The organism is Novosphingobium sp. BAM6, from assembly GCF_057784955.1.
Genome location: NZ_JBYNTR010000001.1, coordinates 387757 through 413206, shown reverse-complemented (window position 1 = coordinate 413206; position 25450 = coordinate 387757). Strand labels below are relative to the sequence as shown.

At 66.2% G+C, this 25450-nt stretch carries 23 protein-coding genes; 13 read left to right on the top strand and 10 right to left on the bottom strand.

Annotated features, from left to right (window positions below):
• Positions 1-19 precede the first annotated feature (19 nt).
• Both AC3EC3_RS02065 and AC3EC3_RS02060 read right to left on the bottom strand, forming a co-directional pair.
• The gene (locus AC3EC3_RS02065) at positions 20-865 is read right to left on the bottom strand and encodes a sulfite exporter TauE/SafE family protein (protein WP_488488039.1); all 846 of its coding nucleotides are present in this window, start codon (positions 863-865) and stop codon (positions 20-22) included.
• Between the two features lie 155 nt (positions 866-1020).
• Positions 1021-1935 (bottom strand): LysR family transcriptional regulator, encoded by a 915-nt coding sequence (locus AC3EC3_RS02060; RefSeq protein WP_488488038.1) that lies wholly within the window; start codon positions 1933-1935, stop codon positions 1021-1023.
• 135 nt (positions 1936-2070) lie between these two features.
• Here AC3EC3_RS02060 and AC3EC3_RS02055 point away from each other — a divergent pair, with 135 nt between their 5' ends.
• Together AC3EC3_RS02055 and AC3EC3_RS02050 are read left to right on the top strand one after the other, a co-directional pair.
• Positions 2071-3039 (top strand): transporter, encoded by a 969-nt coding sequence (locus tag AC3EC3_RS02055; RefSeq protein WP_488488037.1) that lies wholly within the window; start codon positions 2071-2073, stop codon positions 3037-3039.
• Positions 3040-3216: 177 nt separating this feature from the next.
• A complete protein-coding gene (locus AC3EC3_RS02050) occupies positions 3217-4923 on the top strand; it encodes a GMC family oxidoreductase (protein ID WP_488488036.1) in 1707 nt (568 codons plus the stop codon).
• Between the two features lie 284 nt (positions 4924-5207).
• On the opposite strand, the gene AC3EC3_RS02045 is transcribed toward AC3EC3_RS02050, so the two are convergent.
• On the bottom strand, positions 5208-5771 hold the full coding sequence (locus tag AC3EC3_RS02045) for a hypothetical protein (protein WP_488488035.1): 564 nt from the start codon (positions 5769-5771) through the stop codon (positions 5208-5210).
• 116 nt (positions 5772-5887) lie between these two features.
• Positions 5888-6775 (bottom strand): LysR family transcriptional regulator, encoded by an 888-nt coding sequence (locus tag AC3EC3_RS02040; RefSeq protein WP_488488034.1) that lies wholly within the window; start codon positions 6773-6775, stop codon positions 5888-5890.
• A 106-nt stretch (positions 6776-6881) separates the two neighbouring features.
• On the opposite strand from AC3EC3_RS02040, the gene AC3EC3_RS02035 reads away from it, so the two are divergent.
• The 8 genes from AC3EC3_RS02035 (at position 6882) to adhP (ending at position 16646) form a co-directional block, all read left to right on the top strand.
• Complete coding sequence (locus AC3EC3_RS02035; RefSeq protein ID WP_488488033.1) at positions 6882-8330, top strand: aldehyde dehydrogenase family protein; 1449 nt, start codon at positions 6882-6884, stop codon at positions 8328-8330.
• An 83-nt stretch (positions 8331-8413) separates the two neighbouring features.
• Positions 8414-9172, top strand: coding sequence for a glucose 1-dehydrogenase (locus AC3EC3_RS02030; protein ID WP_488488032.1), 759 nt, complete (start codon positions 8414-8416; stop codon positions 9170-9172).
• A gap of 61 nt (positions 9173-9233) precedes the next feature.
• Positions 9234-10337 (top strand): NAD(P)-dependent alcohol dehydrogenase, encoded by a 1104-nt coding sequence (locus AC3EC3_RS02025; protein ID WP_488488031.1) that lies wholly within the window; start codon positions 9234-9236, stop codon positions 10335-10337.
• Positions 10338-10374: 37 nt separating this feature from the next.
• The gene (locus tag AC3EC3_RS02020; RefSeq protein ID WP_488488030.1) at positions 10375-11829 is read left to right on the top strand and encodes an aldehyde dehydrogenase family protein; all 1455 of its coding nucleotides are present in this window, start codon (positions 10375-10377) and stop codon (positions 11827-11829) included.
• 120 nt (positions 11830-11949) lie between these two features.
• Positions 11950-13083 carry a CaiB/BaiF CoA transferase family protein gene (locus AC3EC3_RS02015; protein ID WP_488488029.1) on the top strand — a complete coding sequence of 378 codons (1134 nt, stop codon included), beginning with the start codon at positions 11950-11952 and terminating at the stop codon, positions 13081-13083.
• Entirely contained in the window at positions 13076-13945 is an 870-nt protein-coding gene (locus AC3EC3_RS02010) for an HpcH/HpaI aldolase/citrate lyase family protein (protein WP_488488028.1), read from the top strand. The genes AC3EC3_RS02015 and AC3EC3_RS02010 overlap by 8 nt, the downstream gene beginning before the upstream one ends.
• A gap of 178 nt (positions 13946-14123) precedes the next feature.
• The gene (locus AC3EC3_RS02005; RefSeq protein WP_488488027.1) at positions 14124-15452 is read left to right on the top strand and encodes an NAD(P)/FAD-dependent oxidoreductase; all 1329 of its coding nucleotides are present in this window, start codon (positions 14124-14126) and stop codon (positions 15450-15452) included.
• 162 nt (positions 15453-15614) lie between these two features.
• Positions 15615-16646, top strand: a complete 1032-nt coding sequence (gene adhP / locus AC3EC3_RS02000; RefSeq protein ID WP_488488026.1) for an alcohol dehydrogenase AdhP — start codon at positions 15615-15617, stop codon at positions 16644-16646.
• 241 nt (positions 16647-16887) lie between these two features.
• Here adhP and AC3EC3_RS01995 read toward each other — a convergent pair whose 3' ends face one another.
• Positions 16888-17172: a GIY-YIG nuclease family protein gene (locus AC3EC3_RS01995; protein ID WP_488488025.1), complete on the bottom strand. Its 285-nt coding sequence runs from the start codon at positions 17170-17172 to the stop codon at positions 16888-16890.
• 132 nt (positions 17173-17304) lie between these two features.
• A complete protein-coding gene (locus AC3EC3_RS01990; RefSeq protein WP_488488024.1) occupies positions 17305-18546 on the bottom strand; it encodes a dicarboxylate/amino acid:cation symporter in 1242 nt (413 codons plus the stop codon).
• 131 nt (positions 18547-18677) lie between these two features.
• Here AC3EC3_RS01990 and AC3EC3_RS01985 point away from each other — a divergent pair, with 131 nt between their 5' ends.
• Entirely contained in the window at positions 18678-19373 is a 696-nt protein-coding gene (locus AC3EC3_RS01985) for a glutamine amidotransferase (protein WP_488488023.1), read from the top strand.
• 12 nt (positions 19374-19385) lie between these two features.
• Here the strand turns inward: AC3EC3_RS01985 and AC3EC3_RS01980 are convergent, their stop codons facing one another.
• From AC3EC3_RS01980 to AC3EC3_RS01965, 4 genes are all read right to left on the bottom strand, one after another.
• Positions 19386-20210 carry a hypothetical protein gene (locus AC3EC3_RS01980; protein WP_488488022.1) on the bottom strand — a complete coding sequence of 275 codons (825 nt, stop codon included), beginning with the start codon at positions 20208-20210 and terminating at the stop codon, positions 19386-19388.
• A complete protein-coding gene (locus AC3EC3_RS01975; protein WP_488488021.1) occupies positions 20207-21562 on the bottom strand; it encodes a lipopolysaccharide biosynthesis protein in 1356 nt (451 codons plus the stop codon). The genes AC3EC3_RS01980 and AC3EC3_RS01975 overlap by 4 nt, the downstream gene beginning before the upstream one ends.
• Positions 21559-22260, bottom strand: a complete 702-nt coding sequence (locus AC3EC3_RS01970; RefSeq protein ID WP_488488020.1) for a nucleoside/nucleotide kinase family protein — start codon at positions 22258-22260, stop codon at positions 21559-21561. The genes AC3EC3_RS01975 and AC3EC3_RS01970 overlap by 4 nt, the downstream gene beginning before the upstream one ends.
• A gap of 72 nt (positions 22261-22332) precedes the next feature.
• A complete protein-coding gene (locus AC3EC3_RS01965) occupies positions 22333-23106 on the bottom strand; it encodes a nucleoside/nucleotide kinase family protein (RefSeq protein ID WP_488488019.1) in 774 nt (257 codons plus the stop codon).
• Between the two features lie 276 nt (positions 23107-23382).
• Between AC3EC3_RS01965 and AC3EC3_RS01960 the strand changes: the two genes are divergently transcribed.
• Together AC3EC3_RS01960 and AC3EC3_RS01955 are read left to right on the top strand one after the other, a co-directional pair.
• On the top strand, positions 23383-24051 hold the full coding sequence (locus AC3EC3_RS01960) for a response regulator transcription factor (protein WP_488488018.1): 669 nt from the start codon (positions 23383-23385) through the stop codon (positions 24049-24051).
• Complete coding sequence (locus AC3EC3_RS01955; RefSeq protein WP_488488017.1) at positions 24048-25445, top strand: sensor histidine kinase; 1398 nt, start codon at positions 24048-24050, stop codon at positions 25443-25445. The genes AC3EC3_RS01960 and AC3EC3_RS01955 overlap by 4 nt, the downstream gene beginning before the upstream one ends.
• Positions 25446-25450 lie beyond the last annotated feature (5 nt).

Sequence of the window (25450 nt, the reverse complement as noted above, 5' to 3'; positions counted from 1 at the left end):
GAACCGGACTTTTCAGGCATCAGGGATGAGAAGCAGCCGCCCCGACGCTCTCCGCATGGGCCACCGGCACGACCGGGGCCGAGGCCTTGGCGTAAAGCTGATAGGCCGAAACCGCCAGCACCAGCGCCAGCAGCGGCCTCAGCAGAGTGTCCGAAGCCCGGCTCGACAGCATGCTCCCCACGATCACGCCGGGCACGGAGCCCAGCAGCAGGCTGAGCAGCAGCACCAGATTGACGTCGCCAATGATCCAGTGGCCGAACCCGGCGATCAGCGCCAGCGGCACGGCATGGGCGATATCCGAACCCACGATGCGCGTGATCGGCAGACGCGGGTACAGCATCAGCAGCACGCTCATGCCGATTGCCCCGGCGCCAACCGAGGAGATCGAGACCGCCGCGCCGATCGCCGCGCCCAGCACGATAGTGCCCAGCGTCACGCGCCTGGGCGGCCCCATCGGGTCGAGGCCATGGGCAAAACCGATCAGCTGGTTGCGAAACAGCACCGTTACCGCCGTGATCGCGAGCAGCACCGAAAGCGCGATCATGATGCCACGCTCGCTGGCCGGGCCGACATCGCCGAACCACGCCAGCAGCCCCAGCGTCGCCAATGCCGCCGGAACACTGCCGATCGCCAGACGGCGCACGATGTCCCAGTCCACCGAATCGCGCAGGCCGTGAACGGCCGATCCCGTGATCTTGGTGGCAGCGGCGAACAGCAGATCCGTACCGATGGCGGTCTTGGGGCTAACCCCGAACATCAGCACCAGCAGCGGGGTCATCAGCGAGCCACCACCAACGCCCGTCAGCCCGACAAGCAGGCCGACCAGCAACCCTGCGGCTGCATGCAGAAGATCGAGATGTGGCATGGTGTTCGTCTTGTAGCCCTGTCAGATGCCGACCTGCCGCAACCTGTCGGGGCCCGGACATTCATCGCAAGCCACGATATGTCCAGCGGCGAACAGCGCAATAGGCGATTTGCTTGTGCCCTGGGTAGTGGGGCTTTTGGATAGAACTATCCTTTTCAAATCATATCTTTTTCTGCAAACGCCGCCAAGTGGCGGGCAAGCGCATGGCCTGCCGATCCCGGCGCCGTACCCGATGGCAGGCACAGCAGCATGCGCCGCGTCGCCCAGGCATCCGTCAGCGCGATCACATCGAGATCCATGGATGCCGCAAACCCGCGCGCAGCCATCAGCGGCAGCACACCAAGGCCGAACCCTGCCTCGACCATGCGGCACACACCATCGAAACTGCGGACCTGCATGTGCAGGCGCAAGACCCGCTCCGCACGCGAGGCCTGCTCCAGCAGCAGCGTGGTCAGCGCGGTGGAGTTGACGAGGCCCACGAAGTCCCGCTCCTGCACTTCGGCGAAGGCGATACTGTCGCGCCCTTCAAACATGCCGCGCGGCGCCAGCAATGCCAGGTGGTCGGAGCGGTAGGGGATCGTTTCCAGCGAGCCTGTCGCCGTGCCGCCGATAACGATGCCAAGGTCCGCCCGGCCTTCGCTTACCGCACTGACCACATCGCAGCTAAGGTTTTCCTCCAGATCGAGGCGCAGATCGGGCCGCTGGGCAGCGAAAGCTGCGAGATCGGCGGGCAGAAACTGGGTGATCGCCGAGGGGTTCGTATGGATACGGATCGTGCCACGCATGCCGCCTGCGAAGTCCGCCATCTCGCTGTCGATGACACGTGCCTGCTCCAGCAGGTTTCGCGCACTCTCAAGCAAGGCCGCTCCTGCCGGTGTGACGCTAAGCCCATGGCGAGACCGGCGAAACAGCTGAACGCCGAAGCGCTCCTCCATCGTGGCGATACGCCGTGAGGCCGCCGCCAGCGCGAGGTTCGACTGCTCCGCCGCTTCGCTCAGCGTACCGGTTTCGGCTGCGCGAACGAACAGTCGCAGCGTTACAAGATCACGGATCAGAGCACCAACCTCCATCTCCATGTTTCGCAAAACGCGAAACCATATTTGCCCAATCGGCGATATACGCGCGGGTTTCCGGGCGCAATAAGGTTTCCAACAAGGCGATTTTTCAGGCGCCTTTCGAAAAAGAGAAAACAGGAGAGGAATACGATGCCCTTTCGCGCTGTCGCCCCGCGCGCCTCTATGACGCGCATATCGAAGACACGCCCGATCATGCCGCGCCCTTTTGCAGTCGGCCCGCTTTTCATGCGCTTGCTGGCCTCTACCGCGCTGAGCTTCGGCGCCGCGAGCTTTGCCGCGCCCGCGATGGCGCAGGCGATCGACGCGGGCGACTATGTGCCCGCCCCTCCCGGCACCCAGCTTGCGCTCGTCTACATGCAGTATGCCCACTCGGACTCTCTCTATGCCGACGGCAAAAAGGTGGACGACGACGCCAAGCTCGACACTGCCGTTGCCATCGCGCGCTATGTCGGCTTCACCAAGATCGCCGGAATGACGCTGGATTATCAGGTCCTTCAGCCCTTCGGCCATCTGGAAGGCGGCGGTTCCACCAAAAGCCTCGGCAAGACCACCGGCTTTGGCGACACCATCCTTGTCAGCACCCTGTGGCTCTATGAGAACAAGGACAGCCAGTCCTACTTCGGCGTCACCCCCTACCTCTATATCCCGACCGGCGACTACAAGGCCGAGCGAGGCCTGAACATGGGTGAAAACCGCTGGAAAGGCTCGTTCCAGGCGGTCTATTCGCAAGGCTTCGGCAAGCATTTCGTCGCCGAAGTGGCCGGTGACGTCATGGTCTACGGCAAGAACACCGATTACGGCGCATCCTCTTCCACGCTGACCCAGAAGACCACTTGGCGCGTGCAGGGATTTGCCCGCTATCTCATTGACGACAAGAACGAAATCAACGCCCGCCTGATGTACGTCGGCGGTGGCGAGACCAAGATTGACGGCATCGCGCAGGACAATCGCACCGGCACCACCTCGGTCCTCGGCACCTGGCGCCGCACACTCTCGCCCAAGTGGCAGCTGATGACGCAGGTCGGCACCGACCTTTCGGTAGAGAACGGATTTCGCGAGGGAATCCGCGGCCAGCTGCGCATCCTGAGGGTCTTCTGACCCGTTCCGGCGCGCCGCTCCCCGACCCGAGCCCGCGCCGGGCAGAAACCGACAGGGACGGGGCAGAAACGCCCCCAGAGCATACACAGAACGACACGGAACGCCCGAAGGCGGTTCGCGAAACGTGCCGCGAACTTTGGCGTGAACACTGAAGCGAACATTGGGAAAGAGGATCGAATGGATAACGTACTCGATACGGTACGCCTTGCGCGCGTGCTCAAGGACCATGCCGCCGGCGCCATCGATCGCCGCAGCTTCATCGGCCGCGCCATGGCCGCAGGTGCAGCGTTTGCCCTCGCCGATGCGCTGTGGCTTTCGGGCGGCAAGGCCTTCGCGCAATCGACCCGCGAGACCTCGCCCATTGCCGCCGCCGACTATATCGTGATCGGCGCGGGCTCGTCGGGCGCGACGCTGGCGGGCGAACTGGCCAAGCGCACCGACGCCTCGGTGCTGGTGCTGGAAGGCGGCCTGTCCGATCTCAATCCGCTGATCACCGATCCCTCGCAGTGGCCCGCCGCGCTCGCCTCGCCGTTCACCAAGACCTACGAGACCGCACCGCAGGTCCACGCCCAGAACCGCGTCGTGCCCTATCCGCGCGGCGAAGGCCTTGGCGGCTGCTCCAGCGTCAACTGCATGATCTACTGCCGCGGCTCGGCCAAGGACTATGACGACTGGGACTACAACGGCGCCACCGGCTGGAGCTGGGACGCGGTGCTGCCGGAATACAAGGCGCTGGAAGACTGGCAGGGCGGGGCCAGCGCGCTGCGCGGTGCAGGCGGCCCGCTCCACGTCACCCAGCCCAATCCCGCCAGGGGCCACGAGGGCGCCCGCGCGTTCATGGAAGGCGCGAAATCGCTCGGCTACCCGGAGACCAAGGACTTCAACGACGGCACGCTGGAAGGCCCGGCCTGGGTCAACTTCACCGTCTATGCCGGCAAGCGCCAGAACACCGCCGTCGCCTTCCTGCGCCCCGCCATCGATGCCGGGCGCAAGCTGACGGTGCTGACCGAGGCCCCGGTGCTCAAGCTGGTGATCGAGAACGGACGCTGTGTGGGCGTGCAGTATCTCCATGCCGGACGCCCGGTAACGGTGCGCGCGAACAAGGAAGTAATCCTCTCGGCAGGCGCGGTGATCACGCCCAAGCTGCTGACGCTGTCGGGCATCGGCGAGGCCGCGCACCTCAAGCGCCTGGGTATCACCCCGCTCGTCGATCTACCCGGCGTCGGGCGCAACCTGCAGGACCACGTACTGGGCGCAGGCGTCAACTTCGAGGCCAAGCGCCCGGTGCCGCCCACGAATTACAACCACTCCGAAGTCTACATGTGGTGGAAATCCACGCCAGACCAGCCCGCGCCTGACATCAACGCGCTTTACGTCAGCGTGCCTTTCGCCACCAAGGAACTGAAGCTCCAGCAGACCCACGGCTATGCGATCCTGTGCGGCGTGATGCGCCCCAAGTCGCGCGGCGCGGTGACGATCACTTCGGCCGACCCGCGCGCCAACCCGGTGATCGATCCGAACTATCTGCAATCCGGGCAGGACTTGATCGCGCTGAAGGCGGCGACCAACCTCGCGCGCGAGATCGGCAATTCGGATGCCTACAAGGATATTCGCAAGGCCGAACTGATGCCCGCCACCGCCGTCGACAGCCCCGAGGCCTATCGCGACTTCCTGCAGAAGTCTGTCTCGACCTATTTCCACCCGGTCGGCACCGCAAAGATGGGCACCGACGCCGAGTCCGTCGTCGATCCGCAACTGCGCGTCTACGGCATCGAAGGCCTGCGCGTCGCCGACGCCTCGGTGATGCCCACGATCACCACCGGCAACACCAATGCGCCCTCGATCCTGATCGGTTGGCGCGGCGCGCGGATGATCGCGGGGTGATGGGGGCTAAGGATGGTGCTGTAAGGACCACCCCCTCGCAACTGCGGCCAGGTCGCTTCACTTACAAGCCTTCGTATCTCTCCCCTGAAGGGGAGAGAGTGATTTCTCTCGATTACGATTGCCCCAAACCTTCGTCATCCCCGCACAGGCGGGGATCCAGCCCCACGCTCTCGACAGGAGCGAACGCTGCCGATTTACGCCAGTTGGATTCCCGCCTGCGCGGGAATGACGAAGGTTTGGGGCGAGCACGACAGGATGGGCTTACCTCCCCGCTCCTCCCGCACCTAACCGGCGGGTGTCACTTCCAGATCGGTGAAGAGGAATTCGCCGGTGGAACAGATGACCCGCACCGCAGACGCCTCGACGGTCAGCGGGAAGGTCCTGCTTTCGCTGCCCAGTTCGACGCGAACACTCTTGCCATCGTAAGTCAGGCTGAACGGTTCGACAGTGCCGACCTGTGTCAGCAGCGAGCCCGGCAAGGTCTCTTCCTTGCCGCCCGACGATTCGAAACTCAGCATCTGCACTGCTGCCTGTCCGGATGCCGCCTTTTTCGAATTGGTCGCCAGCGCAGACAGGCTGAATCCGGCGAAGGCAGTGGGCGACGCACCGGGCACGGCGGCATTCGAAATCCACACTTTCGCAAGCGGCACATACTTGAGGGCCGGCGCCAGTTGATTGACCTGCACATTGCCGCTCACGCGGAACGGCGTTGGCCCGACGGGCAGCGCCAGCTCGGAAAAATGATCGGATGCGGTATCACAGTCATAAACGATACCCTTGGCCTCGGCGCTCTCTGGTAATGCCAGACAAATCGCAACCGCTACGCCGACCCGCACGACAAGACCCATGACTTCCCCCCAAATTTCACATGTCGTGGGAATGTGTGCGGACTAAACGGGCCGGTCAAGCAAGCCGATGCCGGATACGAGGACGACAGCCCGTTGTTTCAAGTATTTAATACGCCCTACCCCTCTGCCGTCACGCAGGCGATGAAATTACGCACGGCGGGGCTGAGCGCGCCGACGCGGCGGTGAGCGACGACCATCTGGGCGCGCGGGCCGTCTCCGGCGATGCGCGCGTAAGTCACGCCCTGCGTGTGCAGCTGGCACATCGATTCGGGCACCAGCGCCACGCCCACGCCTGCCGCGACGAGGTTCACGGTCGAGGCCATCTGCGGCGCCTCTTGCGCGATGCGGGGCGAGAACCCGGCGTTGCGGCAGGCGGCGATGATGCTGTCGTAGAGCAGGCGCCCGTTGCTGCGCGGGTAGAGGATAAAGGGATCGCCTGCCAGATCAACGAGGTCTACCTCCGCCCGCCCTGCCAGCCGGTGCCGCGCGGGCATCGCCACCCACAGCGCCTCGTCGGGCAGACGGCGAGTGACAAGGCCATCGGTCTCGCCCAGCGTCGGGCGCAGGAAGGCGACATCGAGGCTGCCGTCCTCAAGCGCTTCCAGCAGCCGCACGGTGGTCTGCTCGACCAGCGTGATCGCAAGGTCCGGGTGACGTTCGCGCAACCGCCCGATGATGCGCGGGACCATCGGGTTGAACGAGGCCGAGCTGGTGAAGCCGATCGACAGCCCGCCGATCTCGCCCCGCGCGGCGCGTCTGGCGGCGTGGATCGCCTGATCGGCAGCGGCGAGCGCGGCCTGCGCATAGGGCATGAAGGCGCGGCCCGCCTCGGTCAGCTCCACCCCGCGCGTCAGGCGGTGGAACAACTGGGTGCCCAGCTCCCCCTCCAGCGCCTTGATCTGCTGGCTGAGCGGCGGCTGCGCGATGCCCAGGCGCTGCGCGGCGCGGGTGAAGTGCAGATCCTCGGCCACGGCGAGGGCATAGCGAAGGTGCCTTAGTTCCATATCCAGATCTAATCGAAATCTACTGAAACCGCTATTAGACCATATGGCGAGGACTGGCTATCCCGACCTCAGACGAGGCGAGACGACGCCCACCCGGAGGATGAACATGAAAGCCGATTTCAGCCGCAATTTCATTGGCGGCGCCTGGGTCGATCCGCAGACCGACGCGAGCCTGCCGGTGATCGAGCCTGCCACCGGCAAGAGCTATGGCGAAATTCCCGACAGCACCGAGGCCGATGTCGATCTGGCCGTGCGCGCCGCGCGCAAGGCTTTCGACGAGGGCGCCTGGGGCCGCACCACCGCCACCGAGCGCGGCCGGATGCTGACGCGTCTGGGCGACCTGATCCTGTCCAACGCCGCCGAGCTTTCCGCCATCGAGGCGCGCGACACCGGCAAGCCCAAGAGCGTGGCCGATGCCGATATCGTCGCGCTCGCCCGCTACTTCGAGTTCTACGGCGGCGCAGCGGACAAGCTGCACGGCGAGACCATCCCCTATCTTTCGGGCTATCACGTCGGCGTGATCCACGAGCCGCACGGCGTCACCGGGCATATCCTGCCGTGGAACTATCCCGCGCAGATGTTCGGCCGCACGCTGGCTCCTGCGCTGGCGGTGGGCAATGCGACGGTGCTCAAGCCTGCCGAGGATGCCTCTGCCAGCGCGCTGCGACTGGTGGAACTGGCCGCCGAAGCGGGCTTCCCCGAAGGCGCACTCAACATCGTGACCGGGCGCGGCGCCACGGCAGGCGCGGCGCTGGCGGCGCATCACGGGGTGGACTTCATGTCGTTCACCGGATCGCCGCAGGTCGGCCAGATCATCCAGAAGCTCTGCGCCGATCACTACATCACCTGCACGCTGGAGCTGGGCGGCAAGAGCCCGCAGATCGTCTTCGCCGATGCCGATTTCGACGCCGCGATTCCGGTGATCGTCAAGGCCATCGTCCAGAACAGCGGCCAGACCTGCTCGGCAGGCAGCCGCCTGCTGGTCGAGCGCTCGATCCACGACCAGTTCGTCGCGCGGCTTGCCGCCGAGTTCGAGAAGGTGCGCGTCGGCGCGCCGGAGATGGACCTCGACTGCGGACCGATCATCACCGCCAAGCAGCAGGCCCGCGTCCAGAGCTTCCTCGATCAGGCGGCGGCGGACGGCATTCCGGTGCTGGCGCAGGGCAAGCTGGATGCGGGTGCGGCCAAGGACGGCTTCTACGTCGCCCCCACCCTGCTCGGCCCGGTGCCGCGCGACAACGTGATCGCCAACGAGGAAGTGTTCGGCCCGGTGCTGACCGTGCTGCCCTTCGACGACGAGGCGGATGCCGTGGCCCTTGCCAACGCCACCGACTACGGCCTTGTCGCGGCGGTGTGGACGCGCGACGGCGGGCGGCAGATGCGCATGGTCAAGCGCGTGCGGGCGGGGCAGGTCTTCGTGAACTGCTACGGCGCGGGCGCAGGCATCGAACTGCCCTTCGGCGGCGCGGGCAAGAGCGGCCACGGACGCGAAAAGGGCTTCGCCGCCCTGCATGACTTCAGCAAGACCAAGACGATGGTGCTGAACCACGGCTGATTGATTGATCACACGAATACGCCCGACGGGTCGCAGAACCGCTCGGCACAATCAGAATTCAAGACATACCCAAGGAGTAGAGGATGGAACTGCAAGGCAAGGTCGCGCTGATTACCGGCGCGGCAAGCGGCTTCGGCGAGGCGATGGCGCATCGCTTCGCCGCGCTGGGCACCAGGGTCGCGATCGTCGATCTCAATCTGGAGAAGGCACAGGCCGTCGCCGATGCCATTACCGCTGAGGCAGGAGAAGGCACCGCGATCGCCCTGCGCGCCGACGTCAGCAAGCGCGCCGATATCGAGGCGGTGGTCGCCACCACGGTCGAGAAGCTGGGCGTGCCCCAGATCGTCATCAACAACGCCGGCTACACGCACAAGAACCAGCCCGCGCTGGAAGTGGACGAAGAGACCTTCGACCGCGTGCTCGCCGTCAACATCAAGAGCGTCTACCTGATGGTGCAGTCGGTGGTCCCGGCGATGCGCGACAACGGCGGCGGCGTGATCCTGAATGTCGGTTCGGTCTCGGGCATCCGCCCGCGCCCCGGCCTTTCGTGGTACGCAGGCTCGAAGGGCGCGACCAACGTGCTGTCCAAGGCCCTCGCCGTCGAGTTCGCGCCGCTGAACATCCGCGTCAACGCGATTGCTCCGGTGATGGGCGTGACCGGCATGCTGGCCGACTTCATGGGCGTGCCCGACACCCCCGAGAACCGCGACAAGTTCATGGCCTCGATCCCGCTGGGCCGCCTGTGCCAGCCGAACGACGTGGCCGAAGCCGCGCTCTACCTTGCGCAGGCGGACTACATCACCGGCGTCGAACTTCCCGTCGACGGCGGAAGGTCGGTTTAAGTCCATCCGCTGAGGCGGAGAGGGCCGGTGCCGAGAAGAACATAAAACGGAGTGAACAAGGATGCTGGAAGGTAAGGCCGCCATCGCGCGCGACAAGGCGCAACCGCTCTCGGTCGAGGACGTGGTCTTCGGCGAGCCGCGCGCCGACGAGGTTCTGGTGCGCATCGTCGGGACCGGCGTGTGCCACACCGACATGGTCGTGCGCGATCAGGGCTATCCGGTGCCGCTGCCGCTGGTGCTGGGCCACGAGGGCGCAGGCGTCGTCGAGAAGGTCGGCGCGGGCGTCACCACGCTGAAAGCAGGCGATCACGTCGTGCTGGCGTTCGGATCGTGCGGTGTGTGCGGCAACTGCCGCTCGGGCCTTCCCGGTTACTGCGCCGAGTTCTACGACCGCAACTTCAAGGGCGCGCGCATGGACGGCAGCCAGTCCACCTGCGACTGCCACGGCCACGACCTCGGCACCGCGTTCTTCGCGCAGTCCAGCTTCGGTACGTATGCCATCGCCACCGAGCGCAATGCCGTGAAGATCCGGCAGGACGTGCCGCTGGAACTGATGGGCCCGCTGGGCTGCGGCATCTCCACCGGCGCGGGCGCGGTGCTCAATGCGCTGAAGCCCCACGCGGGCTCGTCCATCGCGGTGTTCGGCGCAGGCTCGGTAGGCCTCTCCGCCGTGATGGCCGCAGCAGCCGTGGGCTGCACCAGGATCATCGTCGTCGACCTGCACGATTCGCGCCTGGAACTGGCGAAGGAACTGGGCGCGACGCACGTCGTCAACGGCGGGCGCGAGAACACCGTCGAGGCGATCCGCGCGCTGACCGATGGGGCAGGCGTGAACTTCACGCTGGAATGCACCGGCGTGTCCAAGGTGCTGGAGCAGGCGGTCGATGCGCTGAGCATTCCGGGCACCTGCGGGCTGATCGGTGCCGCCGACATGGGCGTATGCGCCAGCCTCGACATGAACACGCTGCTGTTCGGCCGCACCGTGCGCGGCATCATCGAGGGCGACAGCGTGCCGCAGGTGTTCATTCCGCAGCTGATCGACCTGTGGAGCCAGGGCAAGTTCCCCTTCGACAAGCTGGTGAAGTTCTACCCGCTCGAAGAGATCAACCAGGCCATCGCCGACAGCGAAAGCGGCGTAGTTCTGAAGCCTATCGTTCGTCCCTGATCCTCCTCCCCTGAAACCCGATCTGAAGGAAACCGTCATGAACGCCGAAACCAAGATCGCGCCCGTCAGCGTGGACTTCGCCGCTCCCTACAAGCTCTCGATCGCCGGAAAGCTGATCGAGGCGAACCGCACGTTCGACGTGCTGAACCCGGCCACCAACGAAGTCTTCGCGCAGGCGCCCGAAAGCTCGCCCGAGCAGCTGGAAGAGGCCATCGCCGCCGCCAAGGCCGCCTTCCCCGCCTGGGCCGCGCTCAGCTGGAACGAGCGCGGAGCGATGATCGAGGCCTATGCCGATGCGCTCGAAGCCCACAAGGACGAACTGATCACGCTGCTGACGCTCGAACAGGGCAAGCCGCGCCACTCGATGGCCAAGGGCGAAGTCGAGGCCGCGATCTTCTGGGTCCGCGAAGTCGCCAAGCGCCGCCTTGAGCGCGAAATCCTCGAAGACACGCCCGACCATGTGGTAGAGGTCGATCACACCCCGCTCGGCGTCGTCGGCGCGATCACCCCGTGGAACTTCCCCGTCCTGCTGGGCCTGTGGAAGGTCGCACCCTGCCTCGTCACCGGCAACACCATGGTGATGAAGCCCTCGCCCTACACCCCGCTGTGCACGCTGCGCTTCGGCGAGATCGCGCAACAGGTATTCCCAGCAGGCGTGCTCAACATCGTCTCCGGCGGCAACGCGCTGGGGCAGCAGATGACCGAGCACCCGGACATCGCCAAGATCAGCTTCACCGGCTCCACCGCCACCGGCAAGAAGGTGATGGCCTCAGGCTCGACCAACCTCAAGCGCATCACGCTGGAACTGGGCGGCAACGATGCCGCCATCGTGCTGGCCGATGCCGACTGGGAAACCATCGTGCCGACGCTGTTCTGGGCCGCCTTCGGCAATTCGGGCCAGTGGTGCATCGCCTCCAAGCGCATCTACGTCCACCGCTCGATCCACGCGGCGTTCGTGGAGGCCTTCGTCGCCTTCGCCAAGGACAAGACGGTGGGCAACGGCATGGACGAGGGCACCGACCTCGGCCCCATCCAGAACCGCATGCAGTACGACAAGCTGCGTGACCTGTTCGCCGACGTGAAGGCCAAGGGCTACAAGGTGCCGCTGGGCGGGACCATCGACGAGAGCCTCGCGGGCAACTTCGTGCCGATCACCATCGTCGACAATCCGCCCGAGGACAGCCGCATCGTGCAGGAAGAGCCGTTTGGCCCGATCCTGCCGATCGTCGTCTTCGACGATGTGGAGGAAGTGATCGCCAAGGCCAATGCCAGTCCGTTCGGCCTGGCAGGCTCGGTCTGGGGCCGCGATCGCGAGGCCGCCATCGCCGTGGCCCGCCGCCTCGAAACCGGCACCGTATGGGTCAACGAGATCCACATCCACGGCATCGACATTCCCTTCGGCGGCCACAAGCAGTCCGGCATGGGCGTGGAGAACGGCGCCGAGGGCCTCGCCGAATTCACCAACACCAAGACCTACATGTTCCACAAGTGATGGAACACGCCGCCGTCCCGTGTGCAGCCTCTCTCCTCCCGGCAGCACCTATCACGGGACGGCGGCGCGCTTTGTATTCCTGACCTGCCTGTTCCTTATCCCACGGAGACCGACCCGATCATGCGCCCGCTCGAAGGCATCACTGTTGTCAGCCTCGAACACGCCATCGCCGCGCCTTTCGCGACGCGCCAGCTGGCCGATCTCGGCGCCCGCGTCATCAAGGTGGAGCGCCCCGGCGCCGGCGACTTCGCCCGCGCCTATGACGAGCGCGTCAACGGCATGGCCTCGCACTTCGTGTGGACCAACCGCTCGAAGGAAAGCGTCGCGCTGGATCTGAAATCGGAAGGCGGCCTCGAAGCGCTGCGGCGCCTGGTCGCCAAGGCCGACGTGCTGGTGCAGAACCTTGCACCCGGCGCCTCGGGCCGCATGGGCTTCGACTTCGCGAGCCTGAAGGACGCGCACCCCGGCCTGATCGTCTGCGACATCTCGGGCTACGGGCAGGATGGCCCGGACCGCGATCGCAAGGCCTATGACCTGCTGATCCAGGCCGAATCGGGCTTCCTCTCCGTCACCGGCACGCCCGACGAGGTGGTGAAGGCAGGCTGCTCGATCGCCGATATCGCGGCGGGCATGTACGCCTATACCAACATCCTTGCCGCGCTGATCGAGCGCGGGCGCACCGGCAAGGGCCGCCACATCGACGTCTCGATGCTGGAGGCGATGGCCGAATGGATGGGCTTTCCGTTGTACTACGCCTTCGAGGGCGCCGCGCAGCCGCCGCGCAACGGCGCGTACCACGCGACGATCTATCCATACGGCCCTTTCCCCGCCGCCGATGGCGAAGTGATGTTCGGCATCCAGAACGAGCGCGAATGGGCCTCGTTCTGCGCGCATGTGCTGGGCCAGCCGGACCTTGCGACCGATCCGCGCTTTTCCCCCAACTCGGCCCGCTCGGCCAACCGCGCGGAGCTGGGCGCGATCATCGGGCAAGTGCTGGGTGCCATGGCCGCCGAGGACGTTCTGGCCGCGCTCGACAAGGCGCAGATCGCCAATGCCCACGTCAACGACATGGCCGGGCTGTGGTCGCACCGCCAGCTGGAGGCGCGCAACCGCTGGCGCGAGGTGATGACCGAGGCCGGCCCCGTTCCTGCCCTGCTCCCCCCAGGCCAGTGCGATGCCCGCATGGACCCGATCCCCGCACCCGGCGAACACACCGCCGCGATCCTCGCCGAGATCGGGCTTGTCGATGTCTGATATGCTCCTGCATAACCCCGGCATGTCGGACACTGCACAGGTCATCGAGACGATCAGCGCCGCGCGCCACTTCCTGTTCGTGCCGGGCAACCGTGCAGACCGCTTCGACAAGGCGGTGGACAGCGGCGCCGACCTTGCGATCCTCGATCTCGAAGACGCGGTGCCCCCTGCCGAGAAGGACGCCGCGCGCGAGGCCGTGCTCAGCTGGCTCGACGCGGGCGGCCGCGCGATGGTGCGCCTCAATGCCTCGGACACGCCATGGTTCGCCGCCGATGCCGTGCTGGCCGGGCATCCGAACCTCGCAGGCGTGATGATGCCCAAGGCCCGCGCCGACGATCCGGCGTTGTTCGACCTCGCCGCGCGCGTGCCGGTGCTGGCGCTGGTCGAGAGCGCAGCGGGCGCTGCCGACTCCGAGGCGCTCGCCCGCGTGCCCGGCGTGGTGCGCCTCGCCATCGGCACCATCGACTTGGCGCTCGACCTCGACCTGCCCTCGGGCGATGCGAACGCAACCGACCGCACCTTCGACCCGCTGCGCCTGCGCCTGGCCATCGCCAGCCGCGCCGCCGGGATCGCCGCCCCGGTCGACAGCGTGACACCCGATTTCCGCAACGCCGCGCTCAACGAGGCGGCGATGCGCGCCGCCCGCGCGCTCGGCTTCACTGCCAAGATGTGCATTCACCCCGCGCAGCTGGCCCCGGTCGCGACGGCCCTCGCACCATCCGAGGCCGAGCTGGACCGCGCCCGCCGGATCGTCGCGGCCGATACGGCCTCGGGCGGCAGCGCCGTCGCGCTTGACGGGGCGATGGTGGATCGCCCGGTGGTCGAACGCGCCCGTCGTCTGCTGCAACAGGCACGATGCTGAAATATCCCACATCGGCGCTCGCGAATGCTGCAACTGCAAAGGGTCAGTTTGCACACGGATGGACCGTTCGGAACGTTACGATCTGCGAAGCATTGAGCTAGAGCCCCTTGTGTCCGGCGTTCTCGTGGCGCCGGTAACTGCCCCCTAGTCCCATGCCCTCTTGCAGACGAGCTTGCCGATGGCCGACGATACCGCCCCCCGCAAAACCCAGATCGTGATCGTCGGCGGTGGCGCCGCCGGGCTGGAACTGGCCGCGAAGCTCGGCAAGCGCTTCGGCCGCAAGCATCACGACATCATCCTTGTCGAGCGCAACCGCACCCATATCTGGAAGCCGCTGCTGCACGAAGTCGCCACCGGCGCACTCGATGCCAATATCGACGAGGTGGGCTATCGCGCCCACTGCCACCGCTTCGGCTATCGCTTCTTCAACGGCACGCTCGAAGGCGTGGACAGCGCCGCGCGCGAAATCGTGATCGCCCCGCTGATCGACGAAGACGGTCGCGAGATCATCGCCCGCCACCGCATCCGCTACGATTATCTCGTGCTCGCCTATGGCTCCGTCACCAATGACTTCGGCACGCCGGGCGTGCAGGAGAACTGCATCTTTCTCGACAGCCGCAAGCAGGCGGACCGGTTTCGCGACAAGCTGCTCGACCATTGCCTGCGCGTCTCTCGCGCGCTGACCGACAATCCGGGTGCCGACGCGCACGTGCGCATCTCCATTGTCGGTGCGGGCGCGACCGGCGTGGAACTGTCCGCCGAACTGTTCAACGCCGCCGAGGCGCTGGCCTATTACGGTCTCGAAGTCTTCGATGCCAGCCGCCTGCAGGTGACGCTGATCGAGGCAGGCCCGCGCATCCTGCCCGCGCTGCCCGAACGCCTCGCCGCCGATGCCCACGCCGAACTGGAAAAGCTGGGCGTGCGCATCCTCACCGGCACCGCCGTAACCGAGGTTACGCGCGATGCCATGGTGCTGGCCAATGGCGAACAGATCGCGTCCGACCTCGAAGTCTGGGCGGCGGGCGTGAAAGCGGCGCCTATCGCGGGCCAGTTGGGCGAGCTGGAAACCGCACGCGGCGGCCAGATCGTCGTGCGCCCCACGCTGCAAAGCACGGTGGACGACCGCGTCTTCGCGATGGGCGACTGCGCCTTGTGCATCCTGCCCGGCAGCGAGCGCCCGGTGCCCCCGCGCGCGCAGGCCGCGCACCAGATGGCGGCGACCGTCTTCGAAAACCTCGCCCGCCTGATGTCCAGCCGAACGCCGGTGAACTTCGTCTATCGCGACAAGGGCTCGCTGGTCTCGCTCAGCCGCTATTCGACGGTCGGCAACCTGATGGGCTCGCTTGTTGGCGGCGCGATGGCGGTGGAGGGGCGGATCGCCCGCTTTGTCTATGCCTCACTCTATCGCATGCATCTTCTGGCGATCCACGGCTGGATCAAGGGCTCGGCGCTGATCGCAGTGGGCCACGTCAATCGCATCGTGCGCCCGCGCCTGAAGCTGCACTGAGGAAGAGCGCGCGGCCTGCCCAATACATCGCCCCCAAGCTGTCTCACCACCGGGACAGCTTGGGGAGCATCGCCGCCCCGGTCCTATTCCCTCTCCCGCGCCAGCGCCTAACCTCCTCTCCACGATGCCCCCGCCAGAGGCACGCAATAGGAGAGAGATGATATGGCCAAGACAATGAAAGCTGCCGTCGTCCGCGAGTTCGGCAAGCCGCTCACCATTGACGAGGTTCCCGTTCCCGAAGTCGGCCCCGGCCAGATCCAGGTGGCCATCCAGGCCTCGGGCGTGTGCCACACCGATCTTCACGCCGCCGAGGGCGACTGGCCGGTCAAGCCCAATCCCCCGTTCATTCCCGGCCACGAAGGCGTAGGCTACGTCAGCCAGGTCGGCGCGGGCGTGAAGCACGTCAAGGAAGGCGACCGCGTGGGCGTGCCGTGGCTCTATTCCGCCTGCGGCCACTGCGTCCACTGCATGGGCGGCTGGGAAACCCTGTGCGTCGAACAGCTCAACACTGGCTATTCAGTGAACGGCGGCTTTGCCGACTATGTCGTCGCCGATCCGAACTATGTCGGCCACCTGCCTGACAATATCGGCTTCAACGAGATCGCCCCGGTGCTCTGCGCGGGCGTCACGGTCTACAAGGGCCTGAAGATGACCGACACCAAGCCGGGTGACTATGTGGCGATCAGCGGCATCGGCGGGCTTGGCCACATGGCGGTGCAATATGCCAAGGCGATGGGCCTGAACGTCGCGGCCATCGACATCGACGACAAGAAGCTGGAACTGGCCAAGAAACTGGGCGCGACGATCACCGTCAATGCGCTGCACGAAGACCCCGAGACGGTCATCAAGAAGGAGACCGGCGGCGGCGTCAACGGCGTGCTGGTAACGGCGGTGAGCGAGAAGGCCTTTGCGCAGGCGGTGAACGTGGTGGCGCGCGGCGGCACCGTGGCGCTGAACGGCCTGCCACCGGGCGACTTCCCGCTCAACATCTTCGGCATGGTGCTGAACGGCATCACCGTGCGCGGCTCGATCGTCGGCACCCGCAACGACCTTCAGGAATCGCTCGACTTCGCCGCCGACGGCAAGGTCAAGGCGACCATCGAGACCGCCAAGATCGAGGACATCAACACGATCTTCGACCGCATGCACAAGGGCCAGATCGAAGGCCGCGTGGTGATGGACCTCACCGCCTGACCTCAGGGAACGGGCATCGGCGCCTGCTCCATCCTGGCCCCCCTCACGGGGTTGTCGTCAGGAACGGATGGAGCGACGCCGATGCCTTGCCCGAGAACGCAGCCTTATCGGGTCGCAAACTTCCGAAAGGCGCTTGGACGGTAGCGTAGGCAAATTTGCCGCCCGCTGAATGTCGGGGATGGGTGGGAAGTTGCCGTTCTCATAATGCCGTCATCCCAGCGAAAGCTGGGATCGCTCTCGGTCAAATGAGACGGTCGAACAGATCGCACCATCCGGGATTGTGCTTTTCGATGAGTTCGATTTTCCACTCACGCTTCCATGCCTTCATTGCCTTCTCTCGGGCAATGGCGGCAATTATCTCGGCGTGTTCCTCCACCAACACCAAGCGTGTAACGCCATACTTCCGGCAAAATGCCGATCCGCTTCCGGCACGGTGCTGCATCATCCGCAACGCTAAATTGCTGGTCACTCCGATGTACAGAACGCCGTGCGGCTTGTTCGCAAGAATGTAGGTCCAGCCTCCCATCCCGCTATCGTTACATAATGCCGAAAGCGATCCCAGCTTTCACTGGGATGACGACAGGATTTTAACGGCGGCTACGGGGCGCTTGCAGACGATCCGAATTTTTCCACGCGGCATAGAACAGCTCCCGAAGGATCACACCTCTGCCGCCCTGCCCCGGATCAGGCGATCCACCAGCGCAGCGGCGGTGAGGTCTCCGGTCACGCTGCACAAGGTGATGATCGGGTCGGGCAGCGCGATCACCGCCACGTAGAGCGGCAGGATCGCCATCGGCGCGCCGAGGAACTGGATGCCGGGGCCGTAGATCGCATAGATCACCGCCGCGCCGGGAAGTCCCGCGCCCGAAATCGTCCCCAGCACCACCGCCACGCCAGCCAGCACCAGTTGCAGTGGCCCCGGCTCGATCCCCACGGCATGCGCGGCGACCAGCACGGCGGCGACGGCGTGCGCGGCGGTGCCGAGGCGGAAGATCGAGACTGCCAGCGGAATCACCAGCCCCGCGACGTCCTCCGAAATGCCGAGCCGGTCGACCGCCGCCTCGATCATCGCCGGCGTTGCCGCCATCGACGAGGAACTGCCCGCCGCCAGCGCCTGTGCGGGCGCAATGGCGCTGGCAAAGCGCTTCAGGCTGCCCAGCCCCGCCACGCGCACCACGACATAGCACAGCGCGGTCATCACGATGGTCGTCGCAAAGCACAGCGCGATGAACACACCCAGCACCCGCGCGACGCCGAAGCCGGAGTCCAGCCCCAGCCCGATCGCCAGCAGGAAAATGCCGAGCGGCGCTGCCATCAGCACCCAGTCGACGATCTTCATCATCGCCTGCGCGATCTGCGAGAGCACGCGCATCACCACCGGCTCGCCGCCGTCCGCCTCACGCGGGAGCGTCGCGATGGCGGCGCCGAAAGCGAGACCGAACACCACCAGCGGGAAGATCTGCCCTCCGGCAGCGGCGGCCACCGGATTGATCGGGACGATGGCCAGCAACTGATCGGCGAGCGAGGGCACCGCATCAGGCTTCTGCCCCGCCAGCAGACTGTCGAGCGCATGGGCAGGCAGCGGCCAGATATGCAGCGCGGCCTCGGTCATCACCGTGCCGATGGCAGCGGCAACCGCCATCGCCACGAGGAAGACGATCAGCGTCAGCCCGATCAGTCGCCCGCCGCGCCCCTGCTGCACCGCGCTGGCAACGCCGTGGACGATCATCGCGAAGACCAGTGGGATCAGCGTCATCTGCAGCGCATGGACCCACATCTGCCCCAGCGGCAGCAGCGTGCGGGCCACGCTCACCAGCGCGGGCACGTCGCTCCAGCGCAGGGCCACGCCCGCAATCACGCCCGCCACCAGCGAGGCAAGGACCAGTTGTGCACGCGTCATTCGTCGAAAATCCCCAACCACCCGGCCTACAGGCAATCCGCTCCGATAGAAGCAGGGTGGACATACCGGCAAGCCTGCAATATCTCAACTCATGTGATAGAGTTAAGAACCCTGCCCTCCGGAGTTTGCCGATGAAGTCTGCGCTGGTCGTCCGCCATGTCCCGCACGAGGGCATCGCCGGCTACCGCGCGCCGATCGAGGCGGCGGGCTATGTGCTCGATCGCGTGGATGTGACCGACCCGGCCTTCGCGGCGATGGACCTGTCCGCGCCCGACCTGCTGATCATGATGGGCGCGCCGATGAGCGTCTACGAGCAGGACCATCACGCGTGGATCGCCCCGCAGATCCGGCAGGTCAGCGCCCGCATCGAAAGCGGCCGCGCGACGCTGGGCGTGTGCTTCGGCGCGCAGATCGTGGCGGCAGCGCTGGGCGCCGAGGTCTATCGTGGCCCGGCCAAGGAAGTGGGCTTTCACCCCGTCGCGCTGTCCGATGCCGGGGCGAGCGGTCCGCTGCGCCATATCAGGGACGTGCCGGTGCTGCACTGGCACGGCGATACCTTCACCCCGCCCCCGAACGTCGAGCATCTGGCGAGCAGCGACCTTTACGCGCATCAGGCTTTCCGGCGCGGCGACCATCTGCTGGCCCTGCAGTTCCACGCGGAGATGGGCCTCGACCCGCGCTTCGATACCTGGGTCGATGCCTGGCCCGACGATTTCGCCAAGACCGGGCAGACCGCCTGCTGCCTGCGCAACGCTTACGCCAGACACGGCCCCGGCGCGGTCGAGGCCGGCCGCGCGATGATCGCGGAATGGCTGGAGGCGCTCTAAGCCCCTGTTACTTCAGGCTGGCAGCGCGCTAACGAGCGTGCGCAGGCGCTGGTCGATATCCTCGGGCAAGGCCACGTCGTCACGGTGATAGTTGCGCAGTCCCTTGCAGGTCTGCTCCACCAGATCGTCATGAAGACTGCCCATCAAGCCGTTGATCGCACTCAGAAAGCGCGACATGCGATAGCGATCCTCGTCCGGCGCAATGGTGCGCCAGGAATCGTAGAACGAGACCTGCCGGCTCACCACCTTGCGCATCATGTGGAAGACGTGCCCCGTGGGATGCCTACCCTCGGTCCAGCGGCGCAGCTTGGCAAACTCGGCGCGGCGGAAGGCGAGGAAACCGGCGGCATCGTCCAGTTCTATCCGGTCGATCTCGCGCCGCACCAGCGCCCAGACCGGCCATGTCACCAGCAGGCGCAGCAGCAGGACATGGCCCAGCACCGTCATGCGCCGCCCATTGCGGAAGGCGTCCTGCAAATGCCCCATCAGCGCCACCGTCCAGCGAAACAGCAGCGGCGCCTTGTGCCGCTTGCCATAGAGCACCGAGGCGAAGCGCAACTGCTTGTAGCTGGCGCGGATATGCTTGTAGCGCACCCGCGATTCGCGCGGCAGATCGCCGCTGGCCATCAGCGTGCCGAGCAGTTGCGCGATCTCGGTGCGCGGTGCGCCCTCTTCCCAGAACTGGCGGCACAGCGCGAAGCAGCCCCGGATATCCGCCTCGGTACAGGCGATGGGAAGCGGATCGGGAAGGCTGACGACGGGATCGACCACGTCGTTCATTTCCACCGCCTCGAACATCGCGGCCATGACCTGCTGCGGATAGGCGCGCGCGGTCATGCAGGCGCTTCCTGCACCGGTTCGTGGCTGAGGCTCGCCCGCTTGCGGTAGGCATCCCAGGTCGGGATCAGCATGAACAGCGCGTTGAGCATGACCCCGCCGACATAGGCAAGGCCCGCCCCGGTGACGCCGAACAGGTGGATCAGCACGAACAGCAGCACCGCATAGCCCGCCGCCGCCGCGCCTTGCGCGAACAGCGCCGCACGCTGGCGCCCGGCCATGTAGAGCAGCGATTCGAGCGGGAAGCTCGCCATCGTCACGATCAGCGAGGCGGTCATCAGCTGCAGCAGGTCGTAGGCGGCAAGATAGCGCTTGCCGAACACCGCCGCGATCACCGGCTCACCGCCCAGAATCACCACCAGCAGGATCACGAAGCCCATCGCGCCGGACATCAGCGCGCTGCGGATCGCCAGCTGCCAGGGATGACGGCTGGAGGGATCGAGGCGCATGATCTCGGGATAGAAGCTGCGCGACAGCAGATCGGCAGGCTTGCTGGCCGAATCGAAGAAGGTCGCGGCGATCTTGAACAGGCCCGCGCTGGCAGGCCCCAGCAGCGCGCCGACGATCAGGTTGCTGACCGGGCCCCATGCGGCCCAGATCGAATGGGCGAAATTGGTGGTCCACACGAAGTCCCAGGCACCTGCGATGCGCTTGCCCGGCCCCATCAGGCCGGGACGCAGCGCGCCGCGGATTCCCCGACGGCGCAGTTCGACCACCGACATCGCCCACAGGCACAGGTCTCCGGCAAGGTCGCCGACATACCAGGTAAGGACGAAGCCGGGGAACCCCAGATGCCCGAAATACGAGATCAGGCCGCCCATTGCGCGCAGGATCGGGGTGACAAGCTGCTGCAGCGCGATCTGGTCGAACCGGTCGAGCACGCGCAGGATGCCGGTGGGCGTTGCCGCCGTCATCGTCGGGATCAGGGTGCAGTAAAACAGCGCCAGGTTCATGTCAGCGGCAGGAATGCTCAGCCATTCGCCCAGGAACGGCAGCAGGATCATGCCGCCCGCCATGCCGATCAACCCGCTGGCAAGGTCCAGCCCGAAGGCGAAACCGGTGACGTCCTTCAACTCGTCGATGGCGCCGCGCCCGAAGGCCGGGGTGCCGTAGCGCACGATGAACTGCCAGGTCTGGAACTTGACCAGCGCCCCCACGCCGTTGGCATAGCTGTGGACGATCACCAGCGTACCGAACAGCGCCGGGGTCAGCCCGCGTCCGGCGCAGGCCAGCGCAATCAGGCCGAGCAGCGCGCCCATGAGCTTGCCCGAGCCGAGATAGGAGGCATTGCGCACGATGGCGCGGAACACGCCATCGGAAAACCAGTGCTTGGGATTGAGGCTTCTGCTCACGCAGCCGGGCTCCCGAGTTCGATGAGCTTCGCGGTGATCGCCGCCTTGGCCTGCGCCAAGACCTGCTCCAGCGGCTGATCTGCGCTGATGTCGACGATCGGCGCGCCCTCGAACGTCAGGCGCGGCACGTCGGCCACCTTGCGGGCCAGCGAGGACGGGCGATGATCGGGCTTGCGCGCCAGAGCCACCTCCAGCGAAACGTTGAGGCGGATCACCAGATCGGGCCGGTTCGCCACCATCTCTGCATAACGGCGGTATTCCATGCGCTTGAGCACGCCGACCGGACCGCTGTCGGACGCGCCGGCGAGGCCCAGACCATCCATCGGCCCAGGCACCTTGAGCTGCGGAAACCGGTCCGCGATGATCGTGTTGCCCGCACGGCGCAGGCGCATCATCCGCGCGAAGCGGCGCACCCGGCGCATCGAGAAGCCATAGATCACCAGCGCCGTCGCCAGCCCCGGTCCCTTGTCCGTCTGCGCCTTCTGCGCGCGCGAGTGGATCGACTTGTCCAGCTTGCGCCCGAACATCGGCAGGCGCGCGATCTGGCGCCCGATATTGCCGGACTGCTTGCCAAGGTGACAGATCTGCGCGGGGCGGGTCTCGGCCAGCCAGTCGCGCAGAACCTCGGTCACAGTGGACTTGCCGGAGCCATCGCACCCGACGACCGCGATCAGCGGCGGGAGAGGAGTTGCCTTCATGTTGCGCCCGTTATCTCAAACCGGCGCAGTCGTCACCTGCCGATGCCATGCCTGTCGTCAGGTTGTGTGTGTTCAGGCCTCGATCCCGTGGCGGCGCAGCACCGCAAGCACCGATTCCAGCACTTCGCCATAAGGACGCGTCGCATCGACATCGACGATCTGCGCCCCTGCAAAGCGCAGCGTGGGCACCACCGCGATCTTCTTTTCCAGAAGCGCGCGCTCGTGATCGGCCTTGCGGGCGATGGCGGTATCGACATCGACGTTCAGGCGGATCACCACGCTCGGGCGATAGGCGGCCATGTCGCGATAGAGCTGGCGTTCGCGCCGGGCGAGGCGCTCCACCGCCGGGGTGCCGCGACGCAGCCACGACAGGCCCGGCCCGTCGAAGCTGCCGGGAACTTCGGCCTGCGGATAACGGTCGGTGATGACGGTCACGCCCTGGCGGCGCAGGGCGAGAGCCTGCTGGAAGCGGCGGCGGCGCACCAGCGAGAGACCGAACATCGCCAGCGCCGTGCCGAGGCCCGGCAGGCGCTTTTCGGGATTATCGTGCGCCTTCTTCGCCTTGCCGGTCAGGAAGCGTTCGGCGAACGCGCCGATCACCGGCATCTCGCCGATGCGGCGACCAAGGTCGCCCGTCCCCAGACCGAGGTAGACCGAGCGGGTCGGCGCCCGGCGATCGAGCAGCGTCACCAGATCGCGCGCCAGCGTGGACTTGCCCGAACCATCGCAGCCGATCAGCGCGACACATGGGGCAAGGCCCGTCTCGGCGCGGGCGGGCGTGAAGGTGAGGCCGGTATCGAGCGGAGTGCGAAGGGCGATCTCGCTGGGCGACTGCTGTACTGTCATGTTCTTCTATGCCGTTACTGGCGCTGGCCCGGCGACTTTCGCAGGCATCGGCGCGCGGCCCTTCATCGGGGCCGTTGAGGCGCTCTACGCCGCCAAGCTGATGCGAAGCTGATGACAGAAAAAAGACAGTTTCAGATGCAACTTTTCCAGCCGACTCTCGTTTGCGCGCAGCGCGTCATCCGGTGATTGGGGCCGGGGATTGGCGATCCCCCGCGAAGCTGGCATACCCGGCACAACCCGCGACAATCGCAGACCTTTCCCATCGGAGACCGTGCCGTGCCCCGCCTGCTCGTAGCCGAAGACGATCCCGACCTCGGCAGCGCCATGAAACGCGCGCTGGAGCTGGACGGGTACGTCGTGGATCTCTTTACGCGCGGCGACGATGTGCTGGAGGCCGCCAGCGTCAATCCTTACGATGTCCTGCTGCTGGACATCGGCCTGCCGCGCCTGTCCGGGATCGACGTGCTGAAAACCCTGCGCGGCGAAGGCAATGCCGTGCCGGTGATCATCATCACTGCCTTCGACCGCACGCAGCACCGCGTCGCCGGGCTCGATGCGGGCGCCGACGACTATGTGGTGAAACCCGTCGATCTGGAGGAGCTGGCCGCGCGCATCCGCTCGCAGCTGCGCCGTACCGACCGGCGACAGGCCGACAGTCTGAGCGTGGGCGACGTCACGCTCGACTTTACCGGACACGTGGCGCTGCTTGCGGGCGAGCCGGTGGCGATCACCGCCAAGGAATACCGTGTGCTGGCCCTGCTGATGCGCCGCGCGCGCCGCTTCGTCTCGAAGGCGGATCTCGAAGGCGAGCTGTACGATCAGGATCACTGGGTCGAATCGAACACCGTCGAAGTCGCAATCTCGGCCCTGCGCCGCAAGTTCGGGCGCGACTTCATCCGCACCGCGCGCGGGCTTGGCTACATGGTCGGCGGCAGCCAGACATGAAGCTGCGTTCCTCGCTCACCATCCGGCTCTATCGCCGCGTACTGATCCTGCTGGCGCTGACGGGCCTTGGCATGGGTGCGATCCTCTATGTCGTCGCCGACCACGAAATCGGTCGCGCTTCGGATGCGCAACTCGTGAACGCCTCCCGCCTGCTCTACATGCTGATGCAGGACGATGTAGCGGGCGAAATCGTTGCCAATGGCCACGGGCTGAAGGGCGGCGGCGACCCCCTGCTGTCACCCTCCGAGCGTCAGGCGTTCCATGCCTCCTACGACTGGTGCATGTTCGCGGTGTTCTGGGAGGATCAGCCGGTCGCCCAGTCGGGCTGGGGGGCCCCGATCACGAAAGTACCGCACAAACCCGGCTTGCACGATTTCAAGGCCGTGGGGGATCACTGGCGCAGCTATGGTCTTGTCGGCCATGACCCCCGGCTGCTGGTGGTCGTTGCCGAGCGACAGGAAATCCGCGAGATTTCTCCCTCGCACATGCTGCGCGAACTGGCCGTACCGCTGATTGCCCTGATCGCGCTGAGCATGGTCGTTCTGTGGTGGACGCTGCGACGCAGCCTCTACGAAGTGCAGCGCCTTGCCACGACGCTGGGCGCGCGCTCGCTGGCCGACCTGCAACCGCTGCGCCCGCGCGAATGGTCGCGCGATCTGGGCACGTTGATCGTCGCGCTCAACAAGCTGTTCGTGCGGCTGGACAAGGCCTACGAGCGCGAGCAGGCCTTTACCGACGATGTGGCCCACGAACTGCGCACGCCGCTCGCCGCGATCCGCGCGCAGGCGCAGCTGCTGCGCCGCACCGCCCCGCTCGCCACGACCGAGGAGACGACGCGCCTGATCGCCACCGTCGACCGCGCAAATCACCTGATCGACGGCCTGCTCACCTTGGCGCGGCTCGATTCGACGGTGGTTTCCAGCCGCTCGGTGGACGTACATCAGCTGATCGCCGAAGTGGTCGCCGAAAAGCTGATCGAACTGCCGCCCGATGCGATGGAATTCACCGTCGCGCCAGATCGCATCGTGCGGTGGCGCTGCGATCCGGCAGCGCTCCAGATCGCCGTCGCTGCCGTGATCGACAATGCTGCCAAACATGCGCGTGAGGGCGGGCGGATCGACATTGCCATCACCCGCAACCTCGATCGCCTGACCATTGGTATCGCCGATCGCGGTCCCGGCGTGCCCGAGGCCGACCGCGAGCGACTGATGCACCGGTTCGAGCGCGGCGAAGGCAGCACCAGCGGCAGCGGTCTTGGCCTGTCCATCGCCGCCAAGGCCATGGCACTCAGCGACGGCACGATCCGGCTGGAGAACCTGCCCGAGGGCAAGGGCCTGCTGGTGGTGCTGGCGATTCCCGAACTCGTTTCCGAGGAAGGTATCGAGGACGAATAGCCCGG